The organism is Ruegeria sp. BHSC043, assembly GCF_059612985.1.
In genome coordinates this window covers 267,987-284,337 of sequence record NZ_JBXWRS010000003.1, presented here as the reverse complement: position 1 = coordinate 284,337, position 16,351 = coordinate 267,987, and the positions used below count along the sequence as shown (strand labels likewise).

Genomic DNA, 16,351 nt, shown 5'->3' with positions numbered 1-16,351 from the left:
TATGGACGCGGTGGCTGACCAGCTAACGCGGGACGGCGTCCGGCTGGTGGGTGCGTTGCGCGCGGCCTCGCACGATGCCGGATCGGGATCGTGCGACTGCGATCTCTGGCTTCTGCCCAACGGGCCGCGCTGGCGCATCACGCAGGATCTCGGACCCGGCGCCACCGCCTGCCGGATGGATGCGGGCGCCTTCGAGGAGGCCGTCGGGTTGGCGATGTTGCGGCTTCTGTCCGGCCGGGCAGACCTCGTGATCCTCAACAAGTTTGGCCTGAGCGAGGCAGAGGGGCGCGGTTTCCGCGCGCTGATCTCCGAGGCGCTTGCCCGCGGCGTTCCTGTCCTGACTGGCCTCTCCGAAACCCACAGGGCCGCGTTCGACCGCTATGCCGATGGCATGGCGACGATCCTCACACCGACCGAGGCTGCCGTCACGAACTGGTGCAACGCCGCCGTCGGAACCGTGGCCCAGGAGGGCGCGTCTCCATGAGTGGACAGGGAGCCTATGCCTCGCCCCCCTGCATGGCGGCGGAGGTGGACCCGGCCTATTTCGATCCGCTTGGCACGGATGTGCAGCAGGCGCGCGACGTGGCGCGCTGGCGCCGGGCCGAGCGGTCAAGGCTCGCTAGCCTGAGGGAGGGGCTGGGCCAGATACGACGGGCGCAGGTGAGCAATTCCATCTGCGGTCATCTCGAAACGGTCCTCGCCCCGCGCGGGACCCTCCGTGAGACCGTGCTCGCCGGCTACTGGCCGATCCGAGGAGAACCGGATCTGCGCCCGATCCTGTCCGATCTTCACGCGGCGGGCGTCTGTATCGCGCTGCCGGTGGTGGAGACCCCCGCAGCGCCGCTCGTGTTCCGACGATGGATGCCGGGCATGCGCATGCTGCGCGGCCATTGGAACATCCCCGTTCCGCCGCCCGAGGCGGAGGTCCTGACGCCCGACATCGCGCTCGCGCCCTGCCTCGGCTGGGATGCAGGCTGTTATCGGCTCGGCTGGGGCGGCGGCTATTACGACCGGACACTGGCCGCGCTCTCGCCGCGGCCCGTCACCATCGGCATCGCGCTGGCGGCAGCCCGACTGACCACAATCTACCCGCAGCCCCATGACATTCCCCTCGACAGGATCGTGACGGAGAAGGGCGTATCGGGGGAGCGAAAGGACCCATCATGACTCCGACGAGCGAACCAACGGCCCGGTTGCGGCCCGGCGAAGGCGCGATCGCGCGGCTTGCCTGCCTTGTGCTGCAACCGGTCCTGACGCGCGTTGTCCGTCGGGTCGCGGCGCGGCACCCGTCTCTCTTCGCGCGGCTCGGACCGCACCAGGCGACTGACTTCCTGATCGATCCCGTGGAACTGCCCTTTGCGCTGCATCTCCGCCCCGACCCGCAGGCGCTCGTCTTCCGCGCCGTGCCGCGCGATACGGCGCCGCAGGTCGGGGCCACGATCCGCGGGCGGTTCTTGCTGCTTCTGGAACTGATCGACGCCGAGCAGGACGGCGATGCGGCCTTCTTCTCGCGCGATCTGGAAATCAGCGGGGACACCGAGGCCGTCGTTCGTCTTCGGAATGCGCTCGACGACATGGACGGCTCGCTGGCCGAGGAGGCGTCGGCGATGTTCGGGACACCTGGACGGGCGGTTCTCGCACGGTTGCGGCGGGCCTATCCGGATGCCACCAAACCGAGGGAATACGCATGAGCCTTGCCGAACTGATCTGCCCTGCGGGCACCCCCGCCGCGCTGCGCACCGCCGTCGATGCAGGCGCCGATGCGGTCTATTGCGGCTTCCAGGATGCGACCAATGCGCGGAACTTCCCGGGGCTGAACTTCATCCCTGATGAACTGGCCGAGGCGGTAGCCTATGCCCATGCGCGCGGCACCAAGGTGCTCTTGGCGCTGAACACCTATCCGCCCGCGGGCAAGGTGGATCTCTGGCGGCAAGCAGCGGACACCGGCGCGCGGCTAGGCGTGGATGCTTTCATCGTGGCCGACATGGGCGTGGCCGACTACATCGCCCGGACGTATCCGGGCATCCGGCTGCACCTGTCGGTACAAGCCGCGGCCTCATCGCCCGAGGCGATCCGCTACTATTGCGAGAACTTCGGTGTAAAGCGCGTGGTCCTGCCGCGCATCCTCACAATCCCCGAGATCCGCCAGATCCGCCGCGAAATCCCCTGCGAGATCGAGACCTTTATCTTCGGCAACCACGGGCTGATGGTCGAGGGGCGCTGCAGCCTGACCAACTACCTGACGGGTCAATCCACGAACATGGACGGGGTTTGCTCGCCTGCTTCGGACGTGGAATATGTGCGCGACGCTGACGGGTCGATGTCCTCGCAGCTCGCGGGTTTCACCATCGACCGGTTCGGGCCCGAGGAGAAGGCCGGCTATCCCACGATCTGCAAGGGCCGCTACTCCGCGCCCCATCGCCCCGAGGGCTACTACGCCTTCGAGGAACCGATCAGCCTGAACCTGTCGCGGCTCCTGCCCGAATTGATCGAGGCGGGCGTGCATGCTTTCAAGATCGAAGGGCGTCAGCGCTCGAAGAGCTATGTCCGCGGCGTTGTGCGTGCGTTCCGCGCAGCGGTGGATGACATCAAGGCCGGACGCGAGGCAAACATCGCCGACCTGATCGCCCTGACCGAAGGGCAGAAGCAGACCCAAGGCGCATTCGAGACAAAGAAATGGCGGTGAATACCATGACGAAACTGACGCTCGGCCCGATCGCCTACCACTGGTCCGCGGATGCACGGCGTGACTTCTATGCCCGTATCGCGGATGAGGCGCCCGTCGACGAGGTTTATCTGGGCGAGGTGATTTGCTCCAAGCGCGCGCCCTTCCACGAGGCAGACCTGCCGGCCACGATCGAGCGGTTGGAGCGCGCAGGCAAGCGCGTGATCCTGTCAACGCTGGCCGAGGTGATGCTGAAACGCGAGCGCAAGGCAACCGAGGACATCGCCGAGATGGTCTCGCCCGAGATCGAGGTGAACAACGCCGCAGGGCTTTACGCGCGCGGCAAGCGCCCGCACCGGATCGGCCCCTTCATGAACGCCTATAATGAGGCAACCATAGCCTGGATGGCCGGGCAGGGCGCGACCCATGTCTGCCTCCCGGCCGAGATGCCGGCACCGGCCATCGCCGCCGCGGCGCGGGCTGCGCGCGCTCTGGGGCTCGGCGTCGAGGTGCAGGTTTACGGCCGCGCCTCTCTGGCTGTGTCAGCGCGGTGCTATCACGCCCGCGCGCACGGCCGCACCAAGGACAACTGCCAGTTCGTCTGTGAAGAAGACTCCGACGGCATGCCGCTCCGCACCCGCGACGACCGGCCGATCCTGCGGGTGAATGGCATCCAGACCCTGTCGGAAAGCTATGTCGACCTGCTCCCCGAAGCGGCCTGTCTGATTGCCGATGGCGTCACGCACCTGCGGCTGATGCCACAGGCGGTGGACATGGTTGCGGTGGCGCAGGTGTTTCGTGATGTGCTCGATGGGCATGTGCCGACAGGCGAGGCCGATGCTCACCTTGCGATGCTGAGCGGGCATGCGGGCCTGAGCAACGGTTTCTATCATGGCACGGCGGGCTACCGCCGCATTGCCGCTGCCGCGCCGGCCTGAATTTGCAAGGGACGCCACAAATGACCTCGACCGCCGAACAGATGCGCGCCTGGACCGGACCCGCGATCCTGACCTACGGGTTCCGCCCGTTCTTTTTCGGCGCGGCGGTCTGGGCCGTGCTGGCGATGGTGTTTTGGGTGCCGATGCTGTCAGGGCACCTGATGTTGCCCACAGCCTTCGACCCCGTGTCATGGCACGCGCACGAGTTCCTCTACGGTTATCTCGGCGCCGTCGTCGCGGGCTTTCTCCTGACTGCGGTGCCAAACTGGACGGGGCGCCTGCCAATCGTCGGCTGGCCGCTGGGCGGACTGGCGGCTCTGTGCCTCGTGGGGCGCGTGGCTGTGATCTTTTCGGCGGGGTTGCCGGGGCTGCTGGTGGCGGCGCTCGACCTTGCCTTCCCGGTCATACTGGCCACGGTGATCGGGCGCGAAATCGTGGCGGGCCGGAACTGGCGCAATCTGATCGTGCTGGGGATGCTCGCGGTCTTTGCCCTCGGTAACGCGCTGTTTCACTGGGAGGCCGCGCGAGGCGAGTATGCCGCGCAAGGTTACGGCCTGCGACTAGGCCTGGGCGCGGGCGTGATGATGATCGCGGTAATTGGCGGCCGCATAGTGCCGTCCTTCACCCGCAACTGGCTGGTGAAACGGCGCAGCGCCGTCCTGCCCGCAGCGCCGATGCAGCCCTTCGATAAGTGGGCGCTCGGGACCCTTTTGGTGGCGGTTATGCTGTGGGTAGCACTGCCTCTCGGGACGCTGACTGGATTGGCGCTTGCGCTGGCAGCCGTGTTGCACGCCCTGCGATTGGCCCGTTGGGCCGGACACCACACCTTTGCCGAGCCGCTGGTGACTGTGTTGCACGCAGGCTATGCCTTCGTGCCGTTGGGGGCCCTGGCATTGGCCGCAGAAATCTTGGCTCCCGGGTCCTTCGGAATGGCGGGCGCGCAGCATTTCTGGATGGCGGGGGCAATCGGCCTGATGACACTGGCGGTGATGACACGCGCCACGCTTGGTCATACCGGGCAGGACCTGCGGGCGGGAGCAGGGACCGTCATGATCTATCTGGCCCTGATCCTGTCCGTATTCGCGCGGGTCGCTGGGGGCGTATGGCCCGAATTTTCCAGCCCGTTGCACACGGTGTCCGGGCTGTCGTGGATCGTCGCCTTCGGCAGCTTTGCGGTCATTTACGGCGGGCTTTTGCTACGTCTGCCCGCCGCCAAGCGGATCTGAGGCGCGCACCGATGGGATGGTTCGAGTTCGCCCTCGCCTATGTCGTGTTCTTCCTGTCGCATTCCTTGCCCGTGCGCCCGCCGTTGCGACCCTGGCTTCAGGCGCGGCTTGGCCCTGTCGGTTTCACGCTGGTCTATTCCGCCCTGTCGCTCGCGGTGCTGGCCTGGCTGATCGCGGCGGCAGGCCGCGCCCCGCACGTGGCCCTTTGGGACTGGGCGCCATGGCAGATCCATGTCCCTTTGACGGTCATGGGGCCGGTCTGCCTGATCCTTGCGCTCTCCATCGGCCGGCCCAACCCTTTCTCGTTCGGGGGTGCACGCAACGAGCAGTTCGACCCAGCACGGCCCGGCATAGTTCGCTTGTCGCGTCATCCGCTGCTTCTGGCGTTGGCGCTTTGGGCGGCGGCCCATGTCGTGCCCAACGGAGATCTGGCCCACGTGATCCTGTTCGGTACCTTCGCCGCCTTCGCGCTGCTGGGAGGCCGACTGATCGACCGGCGCAAACGCCGCGAGATGGGGCCAGAATGGCAACGGATGCGTGATCTCGTAGCGGAGGCGCCGCTCCTCTTGGCGTCCCTGTCGGGGGGCACTCTCCTGCGGCTTGCGGCAGGCGTTGCGCTTTACGGGGCGCTGCTCTGGGCGCATCCATTTCTTTTTGGGGTCAGCCCGCTTCCCTGAACGTCAATCCTTGATGTCTTCGATCCAGGTCTTCGCGGCGACGGCCCGCGGCAGCCCAAGCGGGCCGATGGCCAGCATCGCGACCTGCATGATCGCCTCAGCCTCAATCCCTTCCGATCTGGCGCGCCGGGTGTGGGAATGGACCGCACCTTCTGAGCCCGCGCCAATGGCTAGCGCGAGTTTGACAAGGCGCTTTTCGCGGTCCGTCAGCGAGCCGCATTCGGCCGTTGCCTTGCCCAAGGCAGCATAGGCCTTCCAGACATCGGGGTGTTCCTCGGCGAGATCTCCGGCGGCGCCGGGCATGGATTTGGTCATCTGTCAGTCCCTCAAGTTGAAAAGTCATCAATCAGTGGATTTGGTCTCGCAAAGCGCTCAAGGTCCGCCTGATTGTCGATGGTGATGCGGGTGCCGGTCACGGTCACCCCGTAGGGCTGCAGGCCTTTGAAGGCGCGGCTGAGATTTTCAGGTGTCATGCCCAGCACGGAGGCAAGGCGCCGCTTCTCGAAGCTAAGCTCGAATGCTGCCGCGCCGCCGGCGTGCCTTTGCTGCCTGAGCAGATAGTTCGCAAGCCGCTCGAGCGACGTTCTTAGTTTCAGATCCTTCTGCGCCTTGATGACCGAGCGATAACACTGCGCCAGTTCCGTGACGACCGCACGCGCAAAGTTCATGTCGGCATCGAAGATCGCGCGCACGTCCTGACTGGGGATCAGCGCAATCCTGCTTTTCTCGAGCGTGCGCGCCGACATCAGGTAAGGCAAATCCTTGATGGTCGCGGCAAGAACGAAGGTCGAAATGGGGCGGACAGTCGCCATGCTGGTCTCTCGGCCATTCCAGGTCGAAAACAGATCCACAGAACCCGAAATGACGATGTGAAGAAAATCGCTCGGTTCTCCTTCAGTGATCAATTCGATCTGTGCAGGGAAATTCTGCACATAGGCGCCCCGCATCAAGGATGTGAAATTATCATCCGCCATCTGCGCAAAGAGATCGAGTTTTCGAATATCCCGGTATTCGGAATCGGGCATGTCGGTCCCCCTTCGACTTTGCGCGCCTAACAATTGTCACCAAATCAATTGATATATGTCAACCCGTCGGTTGACCTTCGCGACCGCAGCCTTGATCTGCGACCGCGCGCCAGATGATATATTTCTCTAACCCATTTATTTCGTTATCGTTTTCGTCGTTTCATGATCTAGATCAAGTCATGAGTGTCGTTCCGGCGTCAGGTCTGGCACTGAACCCCTCGCAGGGGTGACAGCACCGTTCTTGCCGGAGAGTCATCATGCAGACTGTAGCCACAGCCTCACGCGCCGATCAGACACGCGCCCTGAGCCTGAGCACGATCGCCTTCACCGCCTGTTTCGCGGTATGGACGATCTTTTCCATCATCGGTGTCGCCATCAAGGCCGAGCTTGGCCTGAATGACACCCAGTTCGGCCTGCTGGTCGCCACCCCGATCCTGACCGGATCGGTCACCCGCCTGTTTCTCGGCGTCTGGACCGAAAAATACGGCGGGCGGCTAGTGTTCTCGAGCCAGATGATCCTGACGGCGCTGGCCACATGGGCGCTAACGCTCGCAGACAGCTACATCATGTATCTGATCGCGGCCCTTGGCATCGGCCTCGCGGGCGGATCGTTCATCATCGGCGTCGCCTATGTCAGCCGCTGGTATGACGCCGGCCACCAAGGGACCGCGCTGGGTATCTTCGGTGCGGGCAACGTCGGCGCCGCGGTCACCAAGTTCGTCGCTCCCTTCGTCATGGTCGCCTATGGCTGGCATGGCGTGGCCTATGTCTGGGCGGCGGGGCTCGCCATCATCGGCGTGCTGTTCTTCCTGCTCGCCAAGGACGACCCTGAGCTGGTCGAGCGCCGCAAGACCGGCACCAAGGCACCGACACTGGCGCAGCAATTCGCGCCATTGAAGAACCTCCAGGTCTGGCGCTTTTCGCTCTACTATTTCTTCGTGTTCGGTGCCTTCGTCGCGCTGGCGCTGTGGATGCCGCACTACCTGATCGACGTCTACGGCATCGATGTGCGCTTCGCTGGGATGGCGGCGGCGTCCTTCAGCCTTTCAGCCTCGTTGTTCCGCGCCTATGGCGGCGTGCTGTCGGACAAGTTTGGCGCGCGGAGGGTCATGTACTGGACCTTCGGCTTTTCCCTGCTGTTCCTGTTCATGCTGAGCTACCCGCCCACGGATTACGTCATCCAGGGCAAGGACGGTGCCATCGCCTTCTCGACACAAATGGGTCTTTGGCCCTTCATCGTCACGCTCTTCGCTCTGGGCTTCTTCATGAGCCTCGGAAAGGCGGCAGTCTTCAAGCACATCCCGGTCTACTACCCCAAACATGTGGGCGCCGTCGGCGGTCTTGTTGGCATGATCGGGGGCCTTGGCGGTTTTGTCCTGCCGATCGCCTTCGGCGCTCTCCTCGATCTCACGGGCATCTACACGTCATGCTTTGCGCTGCTCTTCGGGCTGGTCGCTATCGCTCTGACCTGGATGCACCTGTCGATCCGCGCGATGGAGCGCGCTGCGCATGGTGAAGTGCTCGACCAGTTGCCGCAACTGCCCGAGATGCAGGACATTCACCACCCCGAACGCACCGCCATGCCGCGCGTGCTGGAGGACTGGCGGCCGGAGGACCAACAATTCTGGGCCGAAAAGGGCCGTGCCGTTGCACGCCGGAACCTGTGGATCTCGATCCCGGCGCTTCTGCTGGCCTTCTCGGTCTGGATGGTGTGGTCGGTGGTCGTGGCTCGCTTGCCCGCCATCGGGTTCGACTTCACCCCGGGCCAGCTGTTCTGGCTGGCGGCCTTGCCGGGCCTGTCGGGCGCAACGCTCCGCATCTTCTACAGCTTCATGGTGCCGATCTTCGGTGGGCGGCTGTGGACGACGCTGTCGACCGCTTCGCTGCTGCTGCCCGCCATGGGCATCGGATATGCGGTGCAGAACCCCGACACGCCTTACCTGATTTTCCTCGTCCTGGCCCTTCTGTGCGGTTTTGGCGGCGGCAACTTCGCCTCGTCGATGGCCAATATCGGCTATTTCTTCCCGAAGGCCGAAAAGGGCAACGCACTGGCGCTGAACGCGGGGCTGGGGAACCTCGGCGTGTCGGTCATGCAGTTCCTTGTGCCCATCGTCATCACGGCGGGTGTCTTCGGGGCACTTGGCGGGCAACCGCAGACCATGTCCGACGGCGGTCAGCTGTGGATGCAGAACGCAGGCTTCGTCTGGGTGCCCTTCATCCTCGCAGCGACCATAGCGGCCTGGTTGGGCATGAACGACATCGCAGATGCACGCGCCAGCTTTGCCGACCAGGCAGTGATCTTCGGACGCAAGCAGAACTGGTTGATGTGCATCCTCTACACCGGCACCTTCGGCAGCTTCATCGGCTATTCGGCGGGTTTCCCTCTGCTGACGCGCCTGGCCTTTCCCGAAGTGAACGCACTCAACTACGTGTTCCTTGGGCCGCTCGTGGGGGCGCTGAGCCGCGCTGCCACCGGCTGGATCTCGGACAAGTTCGGGGGCGGTCGCGTGACCTTCTGGACTTTCGCCCTGATGATCGTCGCCACCTTCGGTGTGATCAGCTTCCTTGGATTGGGCTCCTTCGTCGGCTTCTTCGCCTGCTTCATGGCGCTCTTCTTCCTGACCGGTGTCGGCAACGCGTCGACCTTCCAGATGATCCCGGTGATCATGGGTCGCGAAATTCCGCGCTTGATGCCGCACTTGGGTGCTGAAGAGCGCAAGCGTCAGATCGCGATGGAGTCCGGCGCGATCGTGGCCTTCACCTCGGCCATCGCGGCCTACGGCGCCTTCTTCATCCCGAAGGCCTACGGCACCTCGATCGCGATGACCGGGTCTGCCGTTGGGGCGCTGTGGGGTTTCCTGATCTTCTACGTGATCTGCGTCGTCATCACCTGGGTGGTCTACACGCGCCCCGGCGGCCTTCTCCACGACATCGAACATGGCCGCACGCCGCAGGGCACCGCAGCCCAGCCCGCTGAATGATTCAGTTGATTTCCCGGGCGGCGGAGCTCGCCGCCCGGACCCAGACACCCGAAAGGACAGCCAAATGAGCCATCTGCTCGACAAACTGAACTTCTTCCAGAGCAAGGAACTGGAGCAATTCTCCGACGGTTGGGGTCAGACCACCCGCGAGAACCGCGACTGGGAGGACACCTACCGGAACCGCTGGCGGCACGACAAGATCGTCCGCTCGACGCACGGTGTGAACTGCACCGGGTCCTGTTCCTGGAAGATCTACGTCAAGTCCGGGATCGTCACCTGGGAGACGCAGCAGACCGACTATCCGCGCACCCGTGCGGGCCTGCCCAACCACGAGCCGCGCGGCTGTGCACGGGGTGCCTCTTACAGCTGGTATCTCTATTCCGCGAACCGGGTGAAGAACCCGTTGATCCGTGGTGCGCTGATGCGGGCGTGGCGGAAGATGCGCGAGACGATGACGCCGGTGGCTGCCTGGGCCGCGATCCAGGGCGATCCTGCCCTGCGCAACTCGATCAACAAGACGCGGGGCAAGGGCGGGTTCGTGCGGGCCACCTGGGACGAAGCGACCGAAATCATCGCCGCCGCCAACGCTTATACCGCGAAGACCTACGGGCCCGACCGTGTCTTCGGTTTCTCGCCGATCCCGGCCATGTCGATGGTGAGCTATGCTGCCGGCTCGCGGTATCTGTCACTTCTGGGCGGCACCTGCATGTCGTTCTACGACTGGTACTGCGACCTGCCGCCCGCTTCCCCCCAGACCTGGGGCGAACAGACCGACGTGCCGGAATCGGCCGACTGGTACAACGCGGGCTTCCTGATGCTCTGGGGCTCGAACGTGCCGCAGACGCGCACGCCCGACGCGCATTTCTACACCGAGGTCCGCTATCGCGGCACCAAGTCGGCCGTGGTCAGCCCCGACTATTCGGAAGCCGCCAAGTTCGGCGACATCTGGTTGAACCCGCAGGCGGGCACCGATGCGGCGCTGGCAATGGCGATGGGTCACGTGATCCTGCGCGAATTCCACCTCGACCGGCAGGCCGAGTATTTCGAGGAGTATGCCCGCAAGTACACGGACATGCCGATGCTCGTTCGGCTCGACGAGAAGGACGGGCATCTGGTGCCGGGCCGGATGCTGCGCGCCGACGACTTCGACGGCAAGCTGGGCGAGGCTAACAACCCCGACTGGAAGACCGTCGCTTATGACGAGGCGTCGGGTCAGATTGTGGCGCCCAACGGGTCCATCGGGTTCCGCTGGGGCGAAGAGGGAAGATGGAACCTCGAAGAGAAAGCGAAGGGCGCTGAAAGCAAGCTGCGCCTCAGCCAGATCATGGATGGCGATCACGATGAGGTCGTAGGCGTCGACTTCCCGTATTTCGGCGGTGCGGCCACGGGCGATTTCGTGAAATGCGATCACCCAGAGGTGTTGACCCGGAACATTCCGGCGCGCCGCGTGAAACTTGCCGACGGTTCCGAGGTGCTGGTTGCCACCGTTTTCGACCTCTTCTGCGCCAACTACGGTCTCGACCGGGGTCTTGGCGGTGACTGGGTGTCCAAGGATTTCAACGACGACAGCCCCTACACCCCCGCCTGGGCCGAAAAGATCACCGGCGTTGAGAGGGAGAAGATCATCGCGGTCGCCCGCGAATTCGCCGGCAACGCCGAAAAGACCCATGGCAAGTCCATGGTCATCCTCGGGGCCGGTCTGAACCACTGGTACCACATGGACATGAACTACCGCGGCATCATCAACATGCTGGTGATGTGCGGCTGCATCGGCCAAGAGGGCGGCGGCTGGTCGCATTACGTGGGTCAAGAGAAACTGCGCCCGCAAACGGGCTGGCAGCCGCTGGCCTTCGCGCTGGACTGGAACCGCCCGCCGCGGCACATGAACTCCACCTCTTGCTGGTATGCTCACACCGACCAGTGGCGCTATGAGACGCTGCGCGCCGGTGAAATCCTGTCGCCCACGGCACCCGAAGGCGACTGGGACATCTCCCTGATCGACTACAACATTCGCGCGGAACGGATGGGCTGGCTGCCCTCGGCCCCGCAGTTGAAGACGAACCCGCTGGAGGTGTCAAAGGCCGCCAAGAAGGCCGGGAAGGAGATCAAGGACTACGTCGCCGAACAGCTGAAATCCGGCGATCTGGAAATGTCCTGCCAGGATCCGGACGCCCCGGAAAACTGGCCGCGCAACCTGTTCGTCTGGCGGTCGAACCTGCTGGGGTCCAGCGGCAAGGGGCACGAATACTTCCTCAAGCATCTCTTGGGCACCGACCACGGGGTGATGGGCAAGGAACTGGGCGAGGAAGGCGGCGTGATGCCGAAGGAGGCCCGCTGGCACGACGAGGCGCCGAAGGGCAAGCTCGACCTGCTGGTCTGCATCGACTTCCGCATGTCCACGACGGCGGTGTATTCCGACATCGTCCTGCCGACGGCCAGCTGGTACGAAAAGGACGACCTCAACACCTCGGACATGCACCCCTTCATCCACCCCCTTCAGGCGGCGGTGGACCCGGCCTACGAGTCGAAATCGGACTGGGAGATCTTCAAGTCGATCGCCCGGAAGTTCAGCGAAGTCGCGCCTGAGGTCTTGGGGGTCGAGACCGACATCGTCCAGCTGCCGCTTCTGCATGACACCGCCGCGGAATTGGCGCAGGCGCATGTGAAGGACTGGAAGAAAGGCGAATGCGACCTGATCCCCGGCAAGACCGCGCCGAACTACATCGCGGTGGAGCGGGATTATCCCAACCTCTACAAGAAGTTCACCTCGGTCGGGCCGCTGCTGGAAAAGCTCGGCAACGGTGGCAAGGGGATCAACTGGGACACCAAGACCGAGGTCAAGCATCTGCGCGACCTGAACGGGGTCGTGCTGGACGAGGGCGTGTCCAAGGGCCAGCCGAAACTCGAAACCGCCATCGACGCGGCCGAGATGATCCTGATGCTCGCCCCGGAAACCAACGGCGAAGTGGCCGTGAAGGCCTGGGAAGAACTGGAGAAGCCCACGGGGCAGCACCATACCCACCTCGCGGAGGGCGCGCATCACACCAAGATCCGCTTCCGCGACATCGCCGCGCAACCGCGCAAGATCATCTCGTCGCCCACATGGTCAGGCATCGAGAGCGAGGAGGTCTGCTACAACGCGGGCTACACCAACGTCCACGAACTGATCCCGTGGCGCACCCTGACGGGCCGCCAGCAACTCTATCAGGATCACGAATGGATGCGCGCCTTCGGCGAGGGCTTCGTCAGCTATCGCCCGCCGGTGGACCTGAAAACCATCACCGCCGCCGTCAACAACGACGCGGCCGAGGGCAGCCCGCACGTGGTGCTGAACTTCATCACGCCCCACCAGAAATGGGGCATCCACAGCACCTATACCGATAACCTCCTGATGCTGACGCTGAACAGGGGCGGACCGGTGGTCTGGATGTCCGAGGTGGACGCGGCCAAGGCGGGCCTTGTCGATAACGACTGGGTCGAAGCCTACAACACCAACGGCGCGCTGACCGCGCGGGTGGTGGTGTCCCAGCGGATCAAGCAGGGGACGCTGTTCATGTATCACGCGCAGGAAAAGATCGTGAACACGCCCGGTTCGGAAAAGACCGGCAATCGCGGCGGCATCCACAACTCGGTGACCCGCGCCACCCTGAAACCCACGCACATGATCGGCGGCTACGCGCAGCTGTCCTACGGCTTCAACTACTACGGCACCGTGGGCAGCAACCGCGACGAGTTCGTGATCGTGCGGAAAATGAAGAAGATCGACTGGCTCGACAAACCCGCAAGCCGGTCCGCAACCCAGAACGTGGAGGCAGCGGAATGAGAGTTCGTGCACAAATCGGAAAGGTCCTGAACCTCGACAAATGCATCGGGTGTCACACCTGCTCGGTCACCTGCAAGAATGTGTGGACGACGCGCGAAGGTGTCGAATACGCGTGGTTCAACAACGTCGAGACCAAGCCCGGCACCGGCTATCCGACGGACTGGGAAAACCAGAAACGCTGGAACGGTGGCTGGGTCCGCTCGGCTTCGGGCAAATTGCATCCCAAGCAGGGCAGCAAATGGCGCATCCTGGCGAACATCTTCGCCAACCCGGCCATGCCCGAGATCGACGACTACTACGAGCCGTTCGATTTCGACTACGACCACCTGAAATCGGCGCCCGACATGACCGCGTTCCCGACCGCGCGCCCCCGCTCGAAGATCACAGGCGAGCGGATGGAGAAGATCGAGAAGGGTCCGAACTGGGAGGAGATCCTCGGCGGCGAATTCTCGAAGCGGTCTCAGGACTACAACTTCGATCAGGTGCAGAAGGACATCTATGGAGAGTATGAAAACACCTTCATGATGTATCTGCCGCGCCTGTGCGAGCACTGCCTCAACCCGACCTGTTCCGCCTCCTGTCCCTCGGGCGCGATCTACAAGCGCGAGGAGGACGGCATTGTCCTGATCGACCAGGAGAAGTGCCGCGGCTGGCGGATGTGCGTCTCGGGCTGCCCCTACAAGAAGGTCTATTACAACTGGGACACCGGCAAATCCGAGAAATGCACCTTCTGCTATCCGCGGATCGAAAGCGGCCAGCCGACGGTCTGCTCGGAAACCTGCGTCGGGCGCATTCGCTATCTGGGCGTGATCCTTTATGACGCAGACAAGATCGCAGCTGCGGCCAGCGCCGAGCGCGAGACCGATCTCTACGGCGCGCAGCTCGACGTCTTCCTCGACCCGAACGACCCCGAGGTGATCGCCGCGGCGCGCCGTGACGGCGTGCCCGAAGACTGGATCGAGGCGGCGAAGGTCAGCCCGGTCTGGAAGATGGCGATGGATTGGAAGGTCGCCTTCCCGCTGCACCCGGAATACCGGACGCTGCCGATGGTGTGGTACATCCCGCCGCTCAGCCCGATCCAGAACGCCGCTCAGGCGGGCCAGATCGCGATGAGCGACCAGATGCCCGACGTCCGCTCCCTGCGCATCCCCGTCAAATACCTCGCCAACATGCTGACGGCGGGCGACGAGGAGCCCATCGTTCACGCCCTCGAACGCATGTCGGCGATGCGGCTCTACATGCGGGCCCTCAGCGTTGACGGCGTGCGCGACGAGGCGATTGCCGCCCGGGTCGGCATGTCCGGTCGGGTGATCGAGGACATGTACAAGATCATGGCCATCGCCGATTACGAGGATCGTTTCGCGATCCCCACGGCGCACCGCGAACAGAACGAGCATGGCGCCGACATCCGCGGCGGCTGCGGCTTCACCGACGGCAACGGCTGTTCCACCGGCGAGGCGGGCAAGACGACGCTCTTCGGCGGCAAGAAAAAGAAATTCGCCCTTCCGCAGGAGACCTTCTGATGCTGGACCGTTCCCTGAAAGCCCTGTCGCTGATCCTGAGCTATCCCTCGCGGGAACTTCAGGAGGCGATGCCCGAGATCGGGACAATTCTTGGTTCCGATCCTCGCATCGCCACCGATACACGCGCTGCGCTGCGCTCGTTGACCGATGGCTTCGCAGACGCCGACCTCTACGATCTGCAGGAGAGTTATGTGATGCTCTTCGACCGCTCGCGGACGCTGTCGCTCAATCTCTTCGAGCACGTTCATGGCGAAAGCCGGGACCGCGGCGGTGCAATGGTCAGTCTGATCGAGACCTACCGGGCAGGCGGGTTCGAGCCCGCCACAACGGAACTGCCGGATCACCTGCCGGTGCTGCTGGAATTCCTGTCGACGCGTCCCTTCGCAGAAGTGCAGGAAACCTTGGCGGACGCGGCGCATATCATCGATGCTCTCGCGGCCCGGCTCGTCCGGCGCGACAGCGGATATGCCGCCGCGTTCGCCGCTCTTTTGCAGCTGTCAGGTGACAAGGCCGACGCCGAAGCGGTGGCCGACATGCTGGCCCAGCCCGATGATGATCCGACCGACCTCGCGGCGCTCGACGCTGTCTGGGAGGAAACGGAAGTCACCTTCGGCCCAGATCCGAACGCCGGTTGTCCGCAGGTCCGCGACATGCTCGCGGCGATGGACAAACCGACCCCGCAACAATTGAACAGGAGTGCATGACATGTTCGGCGACTTCGACATCAACTTCGTCATTTTCGGGGTCATGCCCTATGTCGCGCTGACGATCTTCCTGGTGGGATCGATCGTGCGCTACGAGCGGGACCCCTTCACCTGGAAGAGTTCCTCGAGCCAGCTCCTGCGTCGCAAGCAGCTGATCTGGGGTTCGATCCTGTTCCACGTTGGCATCCTGACCGTGTTCTTCGGGCACCTTATCGGCCTCTTCACGCCGATCTGGGTGCTGGATGCCATCGGCATTCCCTATGCGCTGAAGCAATGGATGGCGGTGCTGATCGGTGGCCCGGCTGGCATCGCCGCCCTGATCGGATCGACCATGTTGATCCATCGCCGCCTGGTCGATCCGCGCATCCGCGTGACATCGACTTTCCCCGACATCCTGATCATGGTCCTGATCTGGCTTCAGCTTGCCATCGGCCTGCTGACGATCACCCAGACACTGCAACACATGGACGGGTCGGAAATGGTCCGTTTCATGACCTGGTCGCAGAGCGTGGTCAGCTGGAACATCAACGCGTGGGTCAACGTCGTCGACGTGCACTGGCTCTACAAGCTGCACATCTTCCTCGGTCTCATCATCACGGCGCTGTTTCCGTTCACGCGGCTCGTCCACATCTGGTCCGGTTTCGCCGCGCCGTTCCGCTACCTGCTGACGCGGCCCGGCTACCAGATCGTGCGGTCGCGCCGCCACCGTCCGCTGGAAGAACGCCGCCGCGCCTATGACAAGGTGCAAGCCAAGCGCGGTCCTACCGCCACGACGCCAGCGGAGTGAGC

General features: G+C 64.0%; 14 protein-coding genes. 12 read left to right on the top strand and 2 right to left on the bottom strand.

Features of this window, described 5'->3' with window-relative positions; all coding sequences use genetic code 11:
- Window position 1 precedes the first annotated feature (1 nt).
- From AC2FMM_RS08195 to AC2FMM_RS08165, 7 genes are read left to right on the top strand one after another with little or no spacing between them, the layout of a single operon-like run.
- Entirely contained in the window at window positions 2-484 is a 483-nt protein-coding gene (locus AC2FMM_RS08195; protein WP_496796292.1) for a DUF2478 domain-containing protein, read from the top strand.
- Window positions 481-1,167 (top strand): 5-formyltetrahydrofolate cyclo-ligase, encoded by a 687-nt coding sequence (locus tag AC2FMM_RS08190; RefSeq protein WP_496711594.1) that lies wholly within the window; start codon window positions 481-483, stop codon window positions 1,165-1,167. The genes AC2FMM_RS08195 and AC2FMM_RS08190 overlap by 4 nt, the downstream gene beginning before the upstream one ends.
- On the top strand, window positions 1,164-1,691 hold the full coding sequence (ubiT, locus tag AC2FMM_RS08185; RefSeq protein ID WP_496711595.1) for a ubiquinone anaerobic biosynthesis accessory factor UbiT: 528 nt from the start codon (window positions 1,164-1,166) through the stop codon (window positions 1,689-1,691). Before AC2FMM_RS08190 ends, ubiT begins: the two co-directional genes overlap by 4 nt.
- Window positions 1,688-2,686, top strand: coding sequence for a ubiquinone anaerobic biosynthesis protein UbiU (ubiU, locus tag AC2FMM_RS08180; protein ID WP_496711596.1), 999 nt, complete (start codon window positions 1,688-1,690; stop codon window positions 2,684-2,686). The genes ubiT and ubiU overlap by 4 nt, the downstream gene beginning before the upstream one ends.
- 5 nt (window positions 2,687-2,691) lie before the next feature.
- A complete protein-coding gene (ubiV, locus tag AC2FMM_RS08175; protein WP_496711597.1) occupies window positions 2,692-3,603 on the top strand; it encodes a ubiquinone anaerobic biosynthesis protein UbiV in 912 nt (303 codons plus the stop codon).
- A gap of 20 nt (window positions 3,604-3,623) precedes the next feature.
- On the top strand, window positions 3,624-4,829 hold the full coding sequence (locus tag AC2FMM_RS08170) for an NnrS family protein (RefSeq protein ID WP_496711598.1): 1,206 nt from the start codon (window positions 3,624-3,626) through the stop codon (window positions 4,827-4,829).
- A gap of 11 nt (window positions 4,830-4,840) precedes the next feature.
- On the top strand, window positions 4,841-5,506 hold the full coding sequence (locus tag AC2FMM_RS08165) for an NnrU family protein (protein WP_496796291.1): 666 nt from the start codon (window positions 4,841-4,843) through the stop codon (window positions 5,504-5,506).
- 3 nt (window positions 5,507-5,509) lie between these two features.
- On the opposite strand, the gene AC2FMM_RS08160 is transcribed toward AC2FMM_RS08165, so the two are convergent.
- Together AC2FMM_RS08160 and AC2FMM_RS08155 are read right to left on the bottom strand one after the other, a co-directional pair.
- The gene (locus AC2FMM_RS08160; protein WP_496796290.1) at window positions 5,510-5,821 is read right to left on the bottom strand and encodes a carboxymuconolactone decarboxylase family protein; all 312 of its coding nucleotides are present in this window, start codon (window positions 5,819-5,821) and stop codon (window positions 5,510-5,512) included.
- 11 nt (window positions 5,822-5,832) lie between these two features.
- Window positions 5,833-6,531 (bottom strand): cyclic nucleotide-binding domain-containing protein, encoded by a 699-nt coding sequence (locus AC2FMM_RS08155; protein ID WP_496796289.1) that lies wholly within the window; start codon window positions 6,529-6,531, stop codon window positions 5,833-5,835.
- Between the two features lie 257 nt (window positions 6,532-6,788).
- Between AC2FMM_RS08155 and AC2FMM_RS08150 the strand changes: the two genes are divergently transcribed.
- From AC2FMM_RS08150 to narI, 5 genes are all read left to right on the top strand, one after another.
- Window positions 6,789-9,512 carry a nitrate/nitrite transporter gene (locus AC2FMM_RS08150; RefSeq protein ID WP_109565320.1) on the top strand — a complete coding sequence of 908 codons (2,724 nt, stop codon included), beginning with the start codon at window positions 6,789-6,791 and terminating at the stop codon, window positions 9,510-9,512.
- Window positions 9,513-9,576: 64 nt separating this feature from the next.
- Complete coding sequence (locus tag AC2FMM_RS08145) at window positions 9,577-13,335, top strand: nitrate reductase subunit alpha (RefSeq protein WP_496796288.1); 3,759 nt, start codon at window positions 9,577-9,579, stop codon at window positions 13,333-13,335.
- Window positions 13,332-14,858 (top strand): nitrate reductase subunit beta, encoded by a 1,527-nt coding sequence (gene narH, locus AC2FMM_RS08140; protein ID WP_496711602.1) that lies wholly within the window; start codon window positions 13,332-13,334, stop codon window positions 14,856-14,858. Before AC2FMM_RS08145 ends, narH begins: the two co-directional genes overlap by 4 nt.
- Window positions 14,858-15,562 carry a nitrate reductase molybdenum cofactor assembly chaperone gene (gene narJ / locus AC2FMM_RS08135; protein ID WP_210730707.1) on the top strand — a complete coding sequence of 235 codons (705 nt, stop codon included), beginning with the start codon at window positions 14,858-14,860 and terminating at the stop codon, window positions 15,560-15,562. The genes narH and narJ overlap by 1 nt, the downstream gene beginning before the upstream one ends.
- A 1-nt stretch (window position 15,563) precedes the next feature.
- The gene (gene narI, locus AC2FMM_RS08130) at window positions 15,564-16,349 is read left to right on the top strand and encodes a respiratory nitrate reductase subunit gamma (RefSeq protein WP_496796287.1); all 786 of its coding nucleotides are present in this window, start codon (window positions 15,564-15,566) and stop codon (window positions 16,347-16,349) included.
- Window positions 16,350-16,351 lie beyond the last annotated feature (2 nt).